Source organism: Comamonas sp. (assembly GCF_009360615.1).
In the GTDB taxonomy this organism is placed as follows: Bacteria; Pseudomonadota; Gammaproteobacteria; order Burkholderiales; family Burkholderiaceae_C; genus Comamonas.
Genome location: NZ_SPEY01000041.1, coordinates 50,433 through 66,287, shown reverse-complemented (window position 1 = coordinate 66,287; position 15,855 = coordinate 50,433). Strand labels below are relative to the sequence as shown.

13 protein-coding genes are annotated in these 15,855 nt (G+C 63.4%); 12 read left to right on the top strand and 1 reads right to left on the bottom strand.

Going from position 1 to position 15,855, the window contains the following annotated elements:
• The first annotated feature begins 82 nt into the window (after positions 1-82).
• On the top strand, positions 83-667 hold the full coding sequence (locus tag E2583_RS12550) for a YSC84-related protein (RefSeq protein ID WP_291596191.1): 585 nt from the start codon (positions 83-85) through the stop codon (positions 665-667).
• 445 nt (positions 668-1,112) lie between these two features.
• On the opposite strand, the gene E2583_RS12545 is transcribed toward E2583_RS12550, so the two are convergent.
• Positions 1,113-1,523: a hypothetical protein gene (locus E2583_RS12545; RefSeq protein WP_291596220.1), complete on the bottom strand. Its 411-nt coding sequence runs from the start codon at positions 1,521-1,523 to the stop codon at positions 1,113-1,115.
• A gap of 266 nt (positions 1,524-1,789) precedes the next feature.
• On the opposite strand from E2583_RS12545, the gene xdhC reads away from it, so the two are divergent.
• The 11 genes from xdhC (at position 1,790) to E2583_RS12490 (ending at position 15,820) form a co-directional block, all read left to right on the top strand.
• Entirely contained in the window at positions 1,790-2,620 is an 831-nt protein-coding gene (gene xdhC / locus E2583_RS12540; protein ID WP_291596189.1) for a xanthine dehydrogenase accessory protein XdhC, read from the top strand.
• 364 nt (positions 2,621-2,984) lie between these two features.
• Entirely contained in the window at positions 2,985-4,304 is a 1,320-nt protein-coding gene (locus E2583_RS12535) for a urate hydroxylase PuuD (protein ID WP_291596186.1), read from the top strand.
• A gap of 117 nt (positions 4,305-4,421) precedes the next feature.
• Positions 4,422-5,060 (top strand): Crp/Fnr family transcriptional regulator, encoded by a 639-nt coding sequence (locus E2583_RS12530; RefSeq protein ID WP_291596184.1) that lies wholly within the window; start codon positions 4,422-4,424, stop codon positions 5,058-5,060.
• A gap of 222 nt (positions 5,061-5,282) precedes the next feature.
• Positions 5,283-7,379, top strand: coding sequence for a diguanylate cyclase (locus tag E2583_RS12525; protein WP_291596182.1), 2,097 nt, complete (start codon positions 5,283-5,285; stop codon positions 7,377-7,379).
• 154 nt (positions 7,380-7,533) lie between these two features.
• Positions 7,534-8,466, top strand: a complete 933-nt coding sequence (locus E2583_RS12520) for a LysR family transcriptional regulator (RefSeq protein ID WP_003052476.1) — start codon at positions 7,534-7,536, stop codon at positions 8,464-8,466.
• 76 nt (positions 8,467-8,542) lie between these two features.
• On the top strand, positions 8,543-10,102 hold the full coding sequence (locus tag E2583_RS12515) for an ABC transporter ATP-binding protein (RefSeq protein ID WP_291596178.1): 1,560 nt from the start codon (positions 8,543-8,545) through the stop codon (positions 10,100-10,102).
• The gene (locus E2583_RS12510) at positions 10,095-11,189 is read left to right on the top strand and encodes an ABC transporter permease (protein WP_291596176.1); all 1,095 of its coding nucleotides are present in this window, start codon (positions 10,095-10,097) and stop codon (positions 11,187-11,189) included. The genes E2583_RS12515 and E2583_RS12510 overlap by 8 nt, the downstream gene beginning before the upstream one ends.
• Positions 11,190-11,192: 3 nt before the next feature.
• On the top strand, positions 11,193-12,113 hold the full coding sequence (locus E2583_RS12505; RefSeq protein WP_291596175.1) for an ABC transporter permease: 921 nt from the start codon (positions 11,193-11,195) through the stop codon (positions 12,111-12,113).
• A gap of 52 nt (positions 12,114-12,165) precedes the next feature.
• Positions 12,166-13,311 carry a BMP family ABC transporter substrate-binding protein gene (locus E2583_RS12500; protein ID WP_291596174.1) on the top strand — a complete coding sequence of 382 codons (1,146 nt, stop codon included), beginning with the start codon at positions 12,166-12,168 and terminating at the stop codon, positions 13,309-13,311.
• A 194-nt stretch (positions 13,312-13,505) separates the two neighbouring features.
• A complete protein-coding gene (locus E2583_RS12495) occupies positions 13,506-14,663 on the top strand; it encodes a BMP family ABC transporter substrate-binding protein (RefSeq protein ID WP_291596173.1) in 1,158 nt (385 codons plus the stop codon).
• 182 nt (positions 14,664-14,845) lie between these two features.
• Entirely contained in the window at positions 14,846-15,820 is a 975-nt protein-coding gene (locus E2583_RS12490; RefSeq protein WP_291596172.1) for an aromatic ring-hydroxylating dioxygenase subunit alpha, read from the top strand.
• Positions 15,821-15,855 lie beyond the last annotated feature (35 nt).

Genomic DNA, 15,855 nt, shown 5'->3' with positions numbered 1-15,855 from the left:
GCAAAAGCGACCCAATGTCGGACTGCGGGACCTTCTACCTCTGAAATGTGTCTACACATTCATCCCATGAAAGGATATAGGTATGCGTCAAATTTCTCTGCGTTCTGTTGCGATGGCTGCTGCTCTGGCTGCCGGTGCCCTGACCATGACGGCCTGCACCACGACCAAGCCTGAAACGACAGCGGCGCCCCGAGCTGATGCCACGACGATCAACACGCGTGCCAATGCAGCGCTGGAGCGTCTGTACCAGACCGCACCAGGATCCAAGGAAATGGTGCAACGCGCCAAGGGTGTGCTGATCTTCCCCTCGGTGATTGGCGGCAGCTTTGTGGTGGGGGTCGAACACGGCCGCGGCGTGCTGCGCGTGGGCGGGCAGAACCGTGGTTTCTACAGCACCACGGCTGCATCCATAGGCTGGCAGGCGGGAGGCCAGTCCAAGGCCGTGATCTATGTGTTCAACACCCAGGAAGCGCTGGACAAGTTCCTGCATAGCGATGGCTGGTCCGTGGGAGCCGATGCCACCGTGGCCGCAGGTCGCATCGGTGCCAACGGCAGCGTGGACACCACGACAGCCCAGGCTCCCGTCACCAGCTATGTGCTGACCAACGCGGGTCTCGAGGCCGGTGTGTCGCTGCAGGGCACCAAGATCACCAAGGTGGTCGAATAGGCCTTGCACGGTTTGCGCCCGTGAAAAAACCGGCTTCGGCCGGTTTTTTGTTCCCGTCGACTGCTGGCATGCCCCGCATGCCCTGCATGCCCTGCATGCCGGTTGCGGGCACGACCGGAAGGACGCAAGGAGTCGCCCGGACAGCATCGGGAGCATGTCCTGCTGCCCGCCGGGGCGCGCTGTGCGTGTCTCGATCTGCCCAGAGGGTGTTCGGGGGGGCGGGCCGCTCGTCCGGCGATGTCGCGCCACCGCCACCCGGCTCGCCGCAATGTCACGGACTCATTGGCGATTGGCTCATCCGGACAAGGGTCTGCGCTGCTTCGGCCAGCTGTGCTCATGCCGGCTCAACCGTGCCGAGCGCCCGGAATGCCGGCGGCAGAGCGTGCCGACGAAGGCCGAGTCCTGGCGCGTTGCGGGCCGGGTTCCAGTGCGAGGGAGGGCCGGTCTACTGTCCCAACTGGCCTTCGGTCAAGGTGTCGAGCTGGAACCGTCCCGACTTGTCCCACAGCCAGGTGTCGGTATAGGTGACACTGCGGCCGGGCGCTGGAAAGGGGGCTGCTGAGCGCACTGCGCGCTCGATCTCGGCCACCACTTCCGGTGCATGGCTGGGCTTGCGCATCCAATGCAGGTTTCTCACACGGCCCTGGCCGTCGAGCTGGACCTGCAACACGCCGATCGCATACAGCATGGGCGGCAGCATGCCTTGGTAGATGCGGCCCGAGTTGCGCTCATACAGATGCTGGGCCGCCTGTTTGCGATAGCTCGGACTGGCCTTGTCGGCAGGCGTCGTGCCGATGGATGGGCTCTGGGGGGCGATCTGGCAGGCGGTCAGCACCGCGGCAACGGCCGCCATCATCCCGGTCCGCAGCCAGGTCAGGCGACGGCGGACTGCTGCGGTACGGGTGGGTTCGTGGGTTTCGGACATGACGCCAAGCGTAGCCGCAAATGGATGGCTGCCGCAGCCCCGGGGACAGAATTCCGGCGCCGCCCCGTCAAAAATCTGCAACGATTCGTCAGGCCGAACGCAGATACGCTTCCGATTAAGGTGCTCATACGCTTGTTTGTCTACTGCCGCCCGGAAAATGCATGAATATCGGGCATCAAAGCAATCGGCGTTCAGTCATGTGGAGCGAAACACAGCAAGGAATCTTGAACCGCCTGGCGCAGCAGCCGCTGTGCCGGGTGCAGGTGCAGGCCACCCGTGGCTCCGTGCCCCGCGAGAAGGGGGCCTGGATGGCTGTGTTTGCCGATGAGGTGATGGGGACGATTGGCGGTGGCCACCTCGAATGGCAGGCGATTGCGCTGGCGCGCCAGCTGCTGGCGCAGTGGGGCGATGATCACGCCGGCTGGCACGAGCATGTCCAGCGCTATGCCCTTGGCCCCAGTCTGGGGCAATGCTGTGGCGGTGCACTGGAGCTGCATTTCGAACGGTTTGAGGCCCGCGATGCCCCGCGTCTGCGGGCCTTGATGCCCGAGCCTTCGCAATGCGTGGCCCTGTTCGGTGCGGGCCACGTGGGACATGCGCTGGTGCGCATTTTGCGCAGCCTGCCGTATCGGGTGATCTGGGTGGACAGCCGGGATGCGGTCTTTCCCGTGCAGGAGCAGATCGGTGTGCAGTGCGAGCATTCCGATCCGGTCCAGGCCGCAGTGGCGCAGCTGCCTGCGCATTCACAAGTGCTCATCATGAGCTTCAGCCATGCCGAGGACCTGGAGGTGGTGGCCCAATGCCTGCTGCGTCAGCGCGAGCGCGGAGATCTGCCTTTTGTGGGGTTGATCGGCAGCAAGACCAAATGGGCCAGCTTCAGCAGCCGGTTGCGCGGTCGGGGGTTCAGCGACGCGGAGCTGGCTCACATCACCTGCCCGATCGGGGTGCCGGGCATTACCGGCAAGGAACCCGAGGTGATCGCAGTCGCTGTGGCGGCACAGCTTTTACAGGGGCTGCCTGTGCGCTGATGGTGCAATAGGCGCCCCGGTGTGGTGCATGGGAACGCCGGCAGACGGTGTCTCAGACCGCGCTCGGCCATTGCTTCTCACCGGTCCCGAGGGCGCGACAGCGAAGCTGCCGGGACATGCCCACACGCTTCGCGAATCAGGCCCGATATTTGCTGATGACTTCCGTACTAGGGAAATCTCTAGGGTGGTTTATTCCGGATTCGAGCGTTGTAGCAGCAAAAATTGCATACACTTTCGGTCGACAGAATGGTCGCAGCGGTGCCCCGTGTGTAACGCTCCGGGAGCGCGGCCTTTTCTTCTGCTCAGAGCGCCCGCAGTGGTGAGCAGGTTGTTCGGCAGCCCCACGCTGCCAAGGTTGAGAGCTATGGAAAGCTACATTCTCGACTGGGCCGGCCTGCTGTTGCGGTGGCTCCACGTCATTACCGCGATCGCCTGGGTCGGTTCCTCCTTCTACTTCGTGTTCCTGGACAGCAGCTTGACGCCGCCCGTGGATGACGACCTGAAAAAGCAGGGCGTCAACGGCGAACTCTGGGCTGTGCACGGTGGCGGTTTCTACCACCCCGTCAAGTTCAATGTGTCGCCGCCCAAGATGCCTGACCATCTGCACTGGTTCTACTGGGAAAGCTACACCACGTGGCTGTCCGGTTTTGCCCTGCTGACGGTCTCCTATCTCTGGAACGCGAACATCTACCTGGTCACTCCCGGCGATCCCAACGCCATGAGCACCGGTGCTGCCGTGGCTTCGGCGCTGGGCTTCCTGGTGGTGTTCTGGCTGCTGTACGACTTCATCTGCCGCACCTTCGGCCAGAAGAAGAATGGCGACGCCACCGTGGGTGCCATGGTTCTGGTTCTGGTGTGTATCGCCGCCTACCTGGCCTGCCACATCTTCCCTGGCCAGGCCGCCTTCCTGCTGATGGGCGCGATGATCGCGACCTCCATGAGCGCCAACGTCTTCTTCTGGATCATCCCTGGCCAGCGCAAGGTCGTGGCTTCCCTGAAGGCGGGCGAGCCCGTGGATCCTCGTCATGGCCAGCGTGCCAAGCAGCGCAGCGTGCACAACACCTATTTCACGCTGCCCGTTCTGTTTGCCATGCTGTCCAACCACTATGGCTGGCTGTATAGCCACAAGATGAACTGGCTGGTTCTGATCGGCATGATGTTTGCCGGCGCTGCCATTCGCCAGTTCTTCGTGATGCGCCACGGCTACAAGCTGGGTCGCAACAACCATCCCTGGCCTTATGCAGCGGTCGGTGTGGCTGCGCTGCTGGCCGTTTTCGTCTGGCTCAAGCCTGCACCGGTCGCCGCACCTGCTGCTGCCGCACCTGCACCTGCACCTGCTGCCGCACCTGCACCTGTTGCTGCACCAGCACCAGCTGCCGCCGCTCCTGCTTCGACTTCCGAGCCTGCAGCACCGGCAGTCGCAGCATCCGCAAATGCGGGTGGCGAAGGCTTCGCCAAGGTCAATGCCATCTTCCAGCAGCACTGCGTGGTCTGCCATGGCACAGCCATCCAGCAAAAGGCCGTCCGTCTGGACTCCCCCGAAGCCGTGAAGTCGCACGCTCAGCAGATCTACCAGCAGGTGGTGCAACTGAAGAAGATGCCTTTCGGCAACCCCGCCGCGCTGTCGGACGACGAGCGCAATCTGATCAAGACCTGGTACGAGTCCGGCGCAGCCGTCAACTGAGTCTTTGCCGGTGAAGCGCAAAAGGCCGCAGTCTCCCCTGCGGCCTTTTTGTTGCCTGCCCCGTCTTGTTGACGTGGCTCAAAATGAATCGGTCAAAAGCCCGGCACAGTGCAGTCTATGTTCACCATGCCCTCCATGTCGCAAATCGCTTCCACGTTTGGGCAGCCTGAGAGCTTTGCTCCAGGCTCTTGGCTCAGGCAACGTCGCAAAGCCCTCGATTCGGTCCTGTACCTGGAAAGCGGAAGCGTGATGCTGGGTGTCGGACAGGATTCGGCCATGCGCCATCATCTCGGACAGGTGGAAGGGCCGGCCTGGCTGGATGCGGCTTTTGCACTGCAGGATCGCCCGCCCTGCCTCGACATGCAGGCGCAGACGGCGGGGCGTATCCACATCATTCCTCTGGCGCGCTTTCTCGGGGCTGTCGCGGAGCTGACGCCGGCCGTGCAGTGCCTGCTCAGGGATATGGCCAGGGCCTATTGCTCGCAGACCGAACTGGCCGTCAGCCGCCTGGCGCAGGACGCCGAAGCGCGCTGCGCACAGTGGCTGCTGAGTCATGCCAGTCCGGCTGGAAACGGCATGGGCTTGCGTGTCACCCTCAAGGCGCGCAAACGCATGATCGCCGCCCAATTGGGGATTGCACCGGAAACCTTCTCGCGAGTGCTCAGGCAGTTGCGCGAGCATGGCCTGATTGCCGGCCGAGGCAATGTCATCGAACTGCCCAGGCCGGGTGCTCTGGAAGTGCTCACGCTGGGGTAAATACCAGGCTGGGCGTGAGAGGCCCTGCGGTCTGCGACAGAGTGCAGAAAAGCAGGGGGCGGCGTAGCATTTATCGACAATCTCCGGGGTTTCCTCTCGTTGGGCTGCGGACATCGGCTCTCTATATTGAGGCCCATGTCAGATGCCGTTCTCTCACTGCCATCAGAGCCGCCCTGGGTTGCGCCGCCGCAGCCAGAGGAGGCTGCGGCAGTTGCAGACCGTGTGCGCAGAGGTCCCGGGCCGATGCTGCGCAGCATGGTCCTGATTGCCATGATCGCCGTGCTGCTGGCCGGTGCTGGCGCTGCGGGCTGGGTGGCCTACGCGCTGCGCCGGGCCGTCACGGATGGTGCGTTGCCGGCGCAGACCAAGGCGCTGGAGTATGCGGCGCGCTCGCTGGCCTTCAGGGTCGAGCAGCAGCAAAAGCCCTTGCATGCTCTGTCCTCCGTGCTTGCCGGGCATATGCACGATTCTCAGGAATCGCTGGAGGCCATGCTCAGGCAGCCCGCCTCCATGGCGCAGCAGTATGAGCAGATCCAGCTTGCCAATGGCAAAGGGCAGTTGCTGGTCAATCTGCGCCAGGAGCAGGCGATGTCCGCGGAGCAGCTTGACGAGTCCCTGCGCGAAGTGCTCAAGCGTTCGCTGGCGGAAGGCAAACCCATCACCCAGGCCTGGGTGCGTCCTGGCGATGCAGGGCTGCAGCTGGAGTTTCAATACGTCGTGCCGGTGCGCGATCTGCAAGGCAAGCTGCTGGGGGTTCTGGGAGGCAGCTACCGGGCACCGCTGTCGGTCTTGTTCTCGCTGGAGTCCACCTCTGCCGAAGCGGGCGGTCAGTTGCTGCTGATCGACCGCGATCATCGCCCGCTGGCTCTGAGCAGCAAGGGGCAGTGGCAATGGCCGGCCGCGGCAGGCGACGCCGTTCTGCCGGCCGGAATTGATCGGGCCTGGCTCAAGATGGCGCAGGCCGGTGCGGTCAGCGAGCAGAGAAACGGCAAACTCTGGAGTGCCATGCCTTTGCCCTGGGCCCAGTGGACTCTGCTGAAGGTCAGCGATGTTCAGGAATGGGTGCCGGGGGTCTCTGCGAGGACGATGGGCTGGCTGGCCGCAGCCTTGCTGGCATTGGCCGGATTGCTGGGAGGGGTGCTGTGCCTGATCGCCTATCCGCTGACCGCCCTGTTTCGCTCGGCGGAGCGGGCCTCCCGCCGAGGCGTGATGCTGGAGTTGGATTCGGTCAGCCGGGGCGCCAGCTGGTGGCGCGGCCTGTCCGATCATGACTGGGGAGAAGCCCTGACCCTGCGCTCTGCCTTGCAGGCCCTGGGCGGCGGATATGAGGCGCATGGCGAGCAGGAGCGTGAACTGCAGATGCAGTTGCAGACCTTGATGGACTATGCGCCCGTGGGCCTGATCGTGACGCATGGGGTCACGGTGCAGCGTGTGGGCATGCAGGCCGCCAGGGTCTTGGGCTATCGGCCTCGGGAAATGCAGGGCCTGGCCGTGCGTGATCTCTGCGCCAGCGATGCCGATCATGAGGATCTGATGGGGCGGGTCCGGCGGGCACTGGACACCTACGGACAGTTTGATGGCGAAGTCTGCCTGATGCGCAAGGATTCACGGCCCATATGGGTGCGAATCCATGGGCAGAGCATGCAGCGCATGCACCGTGCCTGGGAGCAGTCGGGCAAGGCGCTGGACGGCCAGTATCTGGTCTGGGAGCTGGAGGATGTGACCACCCAGCGCCAGTTGCGCGAGCAATCGAGCTGGAAAGCCATGCACGATCCCTTGACGCGCCTGCCCAACCGGACGGCCTTTGCCCTGCGCCTCAAGGAATGGCTGCAGGAGTATACGAGCCGGGATTATCTGGAAAGCATGGGGCGCGCGAATGCGGTCGCGCGCTCGCAGAGCGAGCCCATGGTGCACGGCATCGTGCTGTACGTGGATCTGGACCACTTTTCCCAGGTCAATCGTCAAGGGGGGCGCGAGGTGGGCGACGAGGTGCTCGGTCATATCGCCCGGCTGATCGAGTCCACGGTGCGTCCTCATGGCTGGGTGGCCAGGGTGGGGGGCGACGAGTTTGCGATTCTCATGGCCGGAATCAGCCGGGAAGAGGGCATGCGCCATGCGCAGCTGCTGTGCATGGCCATCCAGGACTGGGAGGGCTCCTACCAGGGCCAGCGCTATATGTTGAGTGCCAGCATCGGCATGCTGTTGCTCGATGCCAGCTACCACACCGCTGCCAGCGCTTTCAAGGGGGCCGATATGGCCTGCTACGCCGCCAAGCGCAAAGGGCGCAACCGCGTGGAAGTGATGACGGCTGCGGTCTGAGCCCGATTGGGCATGCTGAATTCAAGGCAGATTTGACGGCCTAGAGGGCAATCCCTTGGCTCCCCAACGGGGCTGACTGAGTTACGCTCTGCGGCTGCTTTGTATACAAAATGGATAAGGCTGGCCGTGCCAAGTGCCCGGATGGCCGTGACCTATGCGCGACCAGACCTTGTTCGACAAGATAGATTTGCACCTGATCAGGGTGCTGCACACCGTGCTGACGGAGCGCAGCGTCTCCAGGGCGGCCCTGCGGCTGGGCATGCACCAGCCGGCGGTGTCGGCCGCCTTGCGGCGTCTGCGCGAACTGGCGGGCGATCCTCTGCTGGTGCGGTCAGGGGCACAGATGCAGCCTACCGATGTGGGTCTGCGCATGGTCCAGCCTTCGGCAGACATTCTGCGTGCCGCCGAAGGACTGTTCAGCGATGCGCGGCATTTTGACCCGCGTACCTCGACGCGTACTTTCCGCATTGCGGCCAGTGACTATCTGGATCCCCAGTTCCTGCCGCGGCTGATGTCGGCCATGAAAGCGCAGGCCCCGCATTGTCCGGTGGACTTTCTGCCGCTGAGCGCCGAGGCGCATTACGAGGGGCAACTGGCCGATGGCGAGATCGATGTGGTCATCGGCAACTGGCCGCAGCCTCCGGAAGGTCTGCACATGGCCAAGCTGTTCGAGGACGAGGTGGTCTGCCTGGTCAGTCCCAAGCATCCGGCAGTGCGCAGGGGCTGGGATATACAGCAATGGCTGGAGGCCGAGCACATTGCGCCTACACCGGCCTATCCCGGTGCCCTGGGCGTGATAGACGAGCAGTTGGCGGGCATGGGGCTGAGTCGCCAGGTGGTGGCACGCTGCGCGCATTTCAGTCTGATACCCGACATGGTGGCATCAAGCTTGCTTGTCATGACCTCGGGCAGATTGTTCTGCGAGCGTTTCAGCGAACGTCTGTCCCTGGCCATATTGCCTTGCCCTGTGGAATTCCCCCCGTTGGTCTACTACCAGCTCTGGCATGCGCGTTCGCATGCTGGTGCCGCCACACGCTGGCTGCGAGAGGTGGTTCGCAATGTGGCACTAACGCTGCGAAATCAATAGCTTGTATCGTATTCCTGTTCAGCGCATAGAGCCTGTTTGAGTCAATTTGTTATTTGAATTGAGAGACAATTCAGCGATGAATCCCCCCCCGACACATTCCCCCTCTGCGAGTGCGCCTGCGCGCTTGCAGCTGGAAGGTATTACCAAGCGGTACCCGGCTGTGGTTGCGAATAGCAAGGTATCGCTGAAAGTTCAGCCTGGCGAAATCCACGCCATCCTGGGCGAAAACGGCGCTGGCAAGTCCACGCTGATGAAGATCATCTACGGTGCGGTCAAGCCTGACGAGGGCGCCATCCTCGTCGACGGCAAGCCGGTGCAGATCCGCAATCCGCAGGAAGCCCGGGCCCTGGGCATTGCCATGGTGTTCCAGCATTTCAGCCTGTTCGACACACTGACCGTGGCAGAGAACGTCTGGCTGGGCCTGGACAAGAGCATTGCCCTGGCCAAGGTGATAGAGAATATCCAGGCCACGGCCCGCGATTACGGGCTGGAGGTGGACCCGCATCGCCCCGTGCACACGCTTTCCGTCGGCGAAATGCAGCGTGTGGAAATCATCCGTGCCCTGCTGACCAATCCCCGTGTGCTGATCCTGGATGAGCCTACCTCGGTGCTCACGCCCCAGGCGGTGGAGATGCTGTTTGTCGTTCTGCGCCGTCTGGCTGCGGAGGGCTGTTCCATCCTCTATATCAGCCACAAGCTGCATGAAATCCGCTCGCTTTGCACGGCCTGCACGGTGTTGCGCGGAGGCGTGGTGACGGGGGAGTGCAACCCGGCCAACGAGAGCAATGCTTCCCTGTCGCGCATGATGATCGGCTCTGAGCCGCCGGAGCTGGAACGCCGCAGTGCCAATGCCGGCGACACCGTGCTGCGTGTGCAGGGGCTGTCCCTCAGGAGCCAGGACCCCTTCGGGGTCGATCTGCAGAGCATTGCGCTGCAGGTGCGTGCGGGCGAGGTCGTCGGTATCGCAGGCGTCTCCGGCAACGGCCAGAAGGAGCTGATGTACGCGCTGTCCGGCGAGGACACCCGTTCCGAGCCGGAGGCCGTTCAGTTGCTGGGCAAGGGCGTGGGCCGCATGGGGCCGAACCGGCGCCGTGGCATGGGCCTGCATTTCGTGCCTGAAGAACGGCTGGGGCGCGGGGCCGTGCCCAGCATGGGCCTGGCCCACAACCTGCTGCTGACGCGCAAGACTGCGGTTGCAAGGGGGGGCTGGATTCGCATGGCGGCTCTGCAGGCGCAGGCCCGGGACATCATTGCGCGCTTCAACGTCAAGGCCGGCGGTCCGAACTCGGCCGCGCAGTCGCTGTCGGGCGGCAATCTGCAGAAGTTCATCGTGGGTCGTGAAATTGATGCCAGACCGCGTCTGCTCATCATCTCTCAGCCTACCTGGGGGGTGGATGTGGGCGCTGCGGCGCAGATCCGGGGCGAGATTCTGAAGCTGCGCGACCAGGGGTGCGCCGTGCTGGTGGTCAGTGAGGAGTTGGACGAGTTGTTCGAGATTTGCGACCGCCTGCATGTGGTGGCCAAGGGCCGGCTGAGCCCTTCGGTGGATAGAGCGGCTGCTACGGTGCAGCAGATTGGCGAATGGATGAGCGGTCTCTGGGATGCGGCAGCGGTGCAGGGAGGTGCCCATGCTTAAGCTGGAACAACGTCCCCAGGCCTCCAGATTCTGGACTTATGGATCGCCGATTCTGGCGTTGCTGATCACCGTGCTGGTCGGGGTCTGCCTGTTCGCGCTGCTGGGCAAGGATCCGGTCAAGGGCCTGCAGGCCTTTTTCTGGGAGCCCATCAGGTCGGGCTATGCCCTGGGCGAGCTGGCCGTGAAGGCCACGCCCCTGCTGCTGATTGCGCTGGGGCTGGCCGTTTGCTTTCGCTCCAATGTCTGGAATATCGGCGCCGAAGGCCAGTTCGTCATCGGTGCGGTGGCTGCCGGCGGCATTGCCTTGCTGGCCGACAAGACCACGGGACCCTGGATCGTGCCGGCCATCCTGATCGCCGGCATGCTGGGCGGCATGGTCTGGGCCGGCATCGTCGCCCTGCTGCGCGACCGCTTCAACGCCAACGAAATCCTGGTCAGCCTGATGCTGGTCTATGTGGCCACGCTGGTGCTGGGCTATCTGGTCTATGGCCCCTGGAAGGATCCCATGGGCTACAACTTCCCGCAGACCAAGAGCTTCGAGCGGGTGACGCAGATTCCTCGGCTGGTGCAGGGCATGCGCATGAATATCGGCGTCATCATCTCGCTGCTGGGAGCCGGTCTGCTGTGGGCGTTCCTGTTTCGCACGCGTGCCGGCTTCGCGCTGCAGGTCGGTGGGCTGGCCCCGTCGGCGGCACGCTATGCCGGTTTTTCCTCGCGCAAGGCACTGTGGACGGCGCTGCTGATTTCCGGTGCCACAGCCGGTCTGGCAGGGGCGCTGGAAGTTGCCGGACCCCTGGGTCAGCTCACGCCCTATGTGCCCGCAGGCTACGGCTTTGCGGCCATCATCGTCGCCTTCGTGGGACGCCTGCATCCGGTAGGCATGATTTTCTCGGCCATTCTCATGAGCATGTTTTATATCGGTGGCGAGCTGGCGCAGTCGCGGCTGGGTCTGCCCAAGGCGCTGACCGGCGTCTTCCAGGGACTGCTGTTGTTCGCCCTGCTGGCCTGCGACACGCTGGTGGCCTATCGCATCCGCTGGGTGGCGAAAAAGGCCGGCAGCGCCATCTCTGCAGTGAAGGGAGGCTGATCCATGGAATCCTATGCACTGCTACTGGGCTCCACGCTCAGCGCCGGCACGGTTCTGGCGCTGGCGGCCCTGGGCCTGCTGATCAATGAAAAATCGGGCATCGTCAATCTCGGCGCCGAAGGCATGATGCTTTGCGCCGCCATTGCCGGTTTTGCCGCCACCGTGCACACCGGCAATACCTGGGTCGGCTTTGGTGCGGGCATGCTGGCCGGAGCCCTGCTAGCCGCCATCTTTGGCGGGCTGGTGATCTGGTTCAACACCAACCAGTATGCAACCGGTCTTGCACTGTCGCTGTTCGGCGCGGGCTTCTCGGCGTTTGTGGGTCTGGGCTATGTGCAGGCCAAGCTGCCCGAGCTGCCCAAGTACGCCATTCCCGGCCTGGCAGATCTGCCGGTCGTGGGGCCGGCCCTGTTCACGCTGCACCCGCTGGTCTACGGTGCCATCGTGCTGGCGGCCGTGATGGTCTGGTTCCTGTACCGCACGCGTGCGGGCCTGGTGTTGCGCTCGGTCGGCGAGTCGCCATCCTCGGCTCATGCCCTGGGCTACCCCGTGCGCCGCATACGCCTGATGGCCGTGGTGTTCGGCGGGGCCATGTGCGGCCTGGCGGGCGCCTTCATCTCCGTGGTCTACACGCCGCTGTGGGTGGAGAACATGGTGTCGGGTCGAGGCTGGATCGCGCTGGCGCTGACGACATTCGCGACCTGGCGGCCGGCCCGCGTCCTGCTGGGCGCCTATCTGTTTGGCGGGGTGACCATGCTGCAGTTCCATCTGCAGGCCACAGGGGTCCAGGTGCCCAGCCAGATTCTGTCCATGCTGCCGTATCTGGCCACCATCGTGGTGCTGGTGCTGATCTCGCGCAATCCGACCTGGATTCGAGCCAATATGCCGGCCTCCCTGGGAAAACCCTTCTACCCTGGAGCGTGATGCCCAAATGTGGTGCAATCCGCTTTTCAAAAATAACGAGAGGACAACTCCAATGACGACTCTGGGCAAACGTGCGCTGATCAAGATGATCGGCCTGTCGGCTGTTTCCATGGCGGTGCTGACCGCTTGCGGCAAGAAGGAAGAGGCTCCTGCAGCGCCTGCCGCCGCACCTGCGGCAGCGCCTGCTGCCGACAAGCTCAAGATCGGCTTCATGTATGTGAGCCCCATCGGCGACGGTGGCTGGACCTATCAGCACGAGCTGGGTCGCAAGGCCATTCAGGAGAAGTTCGGTGACAAGATCGAGACCTCCATGGTCGAGAGCGTTCCCGAGTCTGCCGATGCCGAGCGCGTGATGCGCGACATGATCGGCCAGGGCAACAAGCTGATCTTCGCCACCAGCTTCGGCTACCAGGATTTCGTGCAAAAGGTTGCTGCCGATGCCAAGGATGTGAAGTTCGAGCATGCCACCGGCTACAAGACGGCCGACAACGCGGCCGTCTACGACACCAAGACCTTTGAAGGCGCTTATCTGGCCGGTATCGTGGCGGGCGCCATGACCAAGACCAAGACCGTGGGCGTGGTGGCATCGGTGCCCATCCCCGAGGTGGTGCGCAATATCAACAGCTTCGTGCTGGGTGCCCAGAGCATCGATCCCTCCATCAAGGCCAAGGTGGTCTGGGTGAACGAGTGGTTCGCCCCTCCCAAGGAATCCGAAGCCGCCAACAGCCTGATCAACGGCGGTGTGGACGTGATGTACCAGAACACCAACTCTCCCGCCGTGCTGAAGACGGCCGAGGAGCGCGGTGCGCGTGCCTTCGGCAAGGACGGCGACATGAGCGGCTTCGCGCCCAAGGCCCACCTGGGCTCGGCCGTGATCGACTGGACTCCCTACTACACCAAGGTGGTGGAAGACACGCTGGCCGGCAAGTGGCAGACCGGCAACTTCTGGTGGGGCGTGAAGGAAGGCGCCATCGATCTGAAGAAGATCGCCGACGACGTGCCCCAGGAAATCAAGGACAAGGTGGAGAAGGCCCGCGCCGGCCTGAAGGACGGCTCCTTCGCCGTCTGGACAGGTCCCATCAAGGACAACACCGGCAAGGAGTTGCTGGAAGCCGGCAAGGTGGCGGACGACGCCTGGCTGCGCAGCATCAACTTCTATGTGAACGGTATCGAGGGCAAGGTGCCCGGCGCCAAATAAGCATTGACTGCGGGACGTCCGACCGACGTCCGATCAAAGGCCCCTCGGGGCCTTTCTTTTTGCGCTGTCGTTTTCAGGATACCGGGCTGCAATTTGGCTCGGTTTATGCATATATTGCCCAAGGTGTAACCGGCATCCCAGGTACTGCGCTGTTGCCGGTTTCAAACCTCACTCTTTGTTCCAAGGAAACTTTAATGACTGATTTGCACAAGCGTTCATTGATCAAGGTCGCTGCACTGACGGCTGTGGCCTCGGCCGCTCTCGTGGGCTGCGGCAAGAAGGAAGAAGCACCGGCGCCAGCTGCTGCCCCCGCTGCCGCTCCTGCCGCCGCAGCTCCGGAACCTCTGAAGATTGCTTTTGCTTATGTCGGCCCGGTGGGCGACGGTGGCTGGTCCTTTGCCCATGACCAGGCCCGCAAGGCCCTGGAAAAAGAGTTTGGCGACAAGATCAAGACCAGCTACGTGGAGAGCGTGCCCGAAGGTGCCGATGCCGAGCGCGTGCTGCGCGACATGGCCTCCCAGGGCAACAAGCTGGTGTTCGGCACCACCTTCGGCTACATGGACGTGATCCAGAAGCTGGCCCCCGAGTTCGCCGACGTGAAGTGGGAACACGCCACCGGCTACAAGACCGCCGCCAATGTCAGCACGTATGACAGCCGCACATACGAAGGCGCCTATCTGGCCGGCATCATTGCCGGCGGCATGACCAAGTCCAACACCCTGGGCGTGGTGGGTTCGGTGCCGATTCCCGAAGTCATCCGCAATATCAACAGCTTCACGCTGGGTGCCCAGTCCGTGAACCCCAAGATCAAGACCAAGGTGGTCTGGGTCAATGAGTGGTTCAGCCCGCCCAAGGAAACCGAGGCGGCAACCAGCCTGATCAATGGCGGTGCCGACATCCTGTTCCAGAATACCGATTCGCCGGCGGTGCTCAAGACGGCCGAGGAAAAAGGCAAGCGTGCCTTCGGCTGGGATTCGGACATGACGGCCTACGGTCCCAAGGCTCACCTGGGTTCCTCCATCATCAACTGGGCGCCTTACTACATCGACTCCACGCGCAGCGCACTGGACGGCAAGTGGAGCAGCCGCCAGACCTGGTGGGGCGTCAAGGAGGGCGTGATCGACATCGTGTCCCTGGCCGACGACATCCCCGCCGAGATCAAGGCAAAGGTTGACGACGTGAAAAAGGGGCTGAAGGAAGGTACATTCACCATCTGGAAAGGCCCGATCACCGGCCAGGACGGCAAGGAGCTGATCGCTGCCGACAAGGTCGCCGATGACGGTTTCCTCAAAGGCATCAACTTCTACGTCAAGGGCGTGGAAGGCAAAGTGCCAGGCGGCGACGCCAAGTAAGCACTGCCGATCGGGCTTCGCGCCGCATCTGCATGCGGGTTGCGGCCGGTGGCGCATGTCTTCAAGGCATCCCTCGGGGTTTGCCGGGGAGTGTGGGCTGCCAACCGTCGTGCGGACACGACTAGCAGCGACAGGGCCGCCGCAGGGCGGCCCTTTGTATTTCGATTTTCACGAGTATCTCCATGACTGAACGTACCCTCTGGCATCCTGTTGCCCAATCCTCCGAGGTGGTGAGTGCGCCGTTTTCCGTGCGGCTGCTGGAACAGCCTCTGGTGCTGTGGCGCGATGCCGAAGGCCGGGTTCAGTCCTTTGTGGACCGCTGCCCGCACCGCGGTGCTCGGCTGTCCATGGGGCGTGTGGAGAACGGGCATCTGGAATGCCCCTATCACGGCTGGCAATTTTCGTCGCAGGGGCAATGCGTGAAAGTGCCGGCCGTGCCTGACTTCACGCCCCCTGCATCGCAGCGCGTGCAGGCCTTCGAGGTGCAGGAAGCCTATGGCCTGATCTGGGTGCGACTCGAGCCTTCGGACAGTCAACTGCCCGTGTTCGCAGCGGACACGGATCCGCATCTGCGCAAGGTGAACTGCGGGCCTTACGATGTGGCAGCCAGTGCGCCGCGCATCATCGAGAACTTCCTCGACATGTCCCACTTCGGCTTTGTGCATGAAGGCTGGCTGGGCAGCCGTGACGCCACGGCCATTGCCGCCTACAAGGTGGAAGCGACCTCCACCGGCGTGCTGGCGACAGGCTGCAAGGCGGTTCAGCCCCAGTCCAATCTGCACTCCACCCAGTCGGCGGAGGTGGAGTACACCTACGAGGTGACTGCGGCCTACACGGCCGTTCTGACCAAGATTCCCGAAGAGGGCACTTCCAGGCAAGGCTGGCGCGAGCAGATCGGTCTGTTCATCTGCCCCGTCACCCCCGAAACCAGCCGCGTCTGGTTCCGGCTGGCGGTCGCGGACTTCGAATCGACCGATGAGCAGCTGCGGACCTTCCAGCACACCATCTTTGTGCAGGACCAGCCGGTGCTGGAGTCGCAGCTGCCCAAGGCACTGCCGCTGGATCCCCGTGCGGAAATGCATTCGGCGGCCGACCGCATGTCGTCGGCCTATCGCCGTTTCCTGAAGGCCCAGGCAATCGGCTTCGGAACCTGCTGAGACCGGCCGGAGAGGTTTTGCCGCGTCGGCCTGCC

Bases quoted from the DNA above. Each gene is read 5' to 3' on its own strand.
- E2583_RS12550 (WP_291596191.1), top strand. From the start codon at position 83: ATGCGTCAAATTTCTCTGCGTTCTGTTGCGATGGCTGCTGCTCTGGCT.
- E2583_RS12500 (WP_291596174.1), top strand. From the start codon at position 12,166: ATGACGACTCTGGGCAAACGTGCGCTGATCAAGATGATCGGCCTGTCG.
- E2583_RS12495 (WP_291596173.1), top strand. From the start codon at position 13,506: ATGACTGATTTGCACAAGCGTTCATTGATCAAGGTCGCTGCACTGACG.
- E2583_RS12510 (WP_291596176.1), top strand. From the start codon at position 10,095: ATGCTTAAGCTGGAACAACGTCCCCAGGCCTCCAGATTCTGGACTTAT.
- E2583_RS12505 (WP_291596175.1), top strand. From the start codon at position 11,193: ATGGAATCCTATGCACTGCTACTGGGCTCCACGCTCAGCGCCGGCACG.
- E2583_RS12535 (WP_291596186.1), top strand. From the start codon at position 2,985: ATGGAAAGCTACATTCTCGACTGGGCCGGCCTGCTGTTGCGGTGGCTC.
- E2583_RS12545 (WP_291596220.1), bottom strand. From the start codon at position 1,523: ATGATGGCGGCCGTTGCCGCGGTGCTGACCGCCTGCCAGATCGCCCCC.
- E2583_RS12520 (WP_003052476.1), top strand. From the start codon at position 7,534: ATGCGCGACCAGACCTTGTTCGACAAGATAGATTTGCACCTGATCAGG.
- E2583_RS12515 (WP_291596178.1), top strand. From the start codon at position 8,543: ATGAATCCCCCCCCGACACATTCCCCCTCTGCGAGTGCGCCTGCGCGC.
- E2583_RS12530 (WP_291596184.1), top strand. From the start codon at position 4,422: ATGTTCACCATGCCCTCCATGTCGCAAATCGCTTCCACGTTTGGGCAG.
- xdhC (WP_291596189.1), top strand. From the start codon at position 1,790: ATGTGGAGCGAAACACAGCAAGGAATCTTGAACCGCCTGGCGCAGCAG.
- E2583_RS12490 (WP_291596172.1), top strand. From the start codon at position 14,846: ATGACTGAACGTACCCTCTGGCATCCTGTTGCCCAATCCTCCGAGGTG.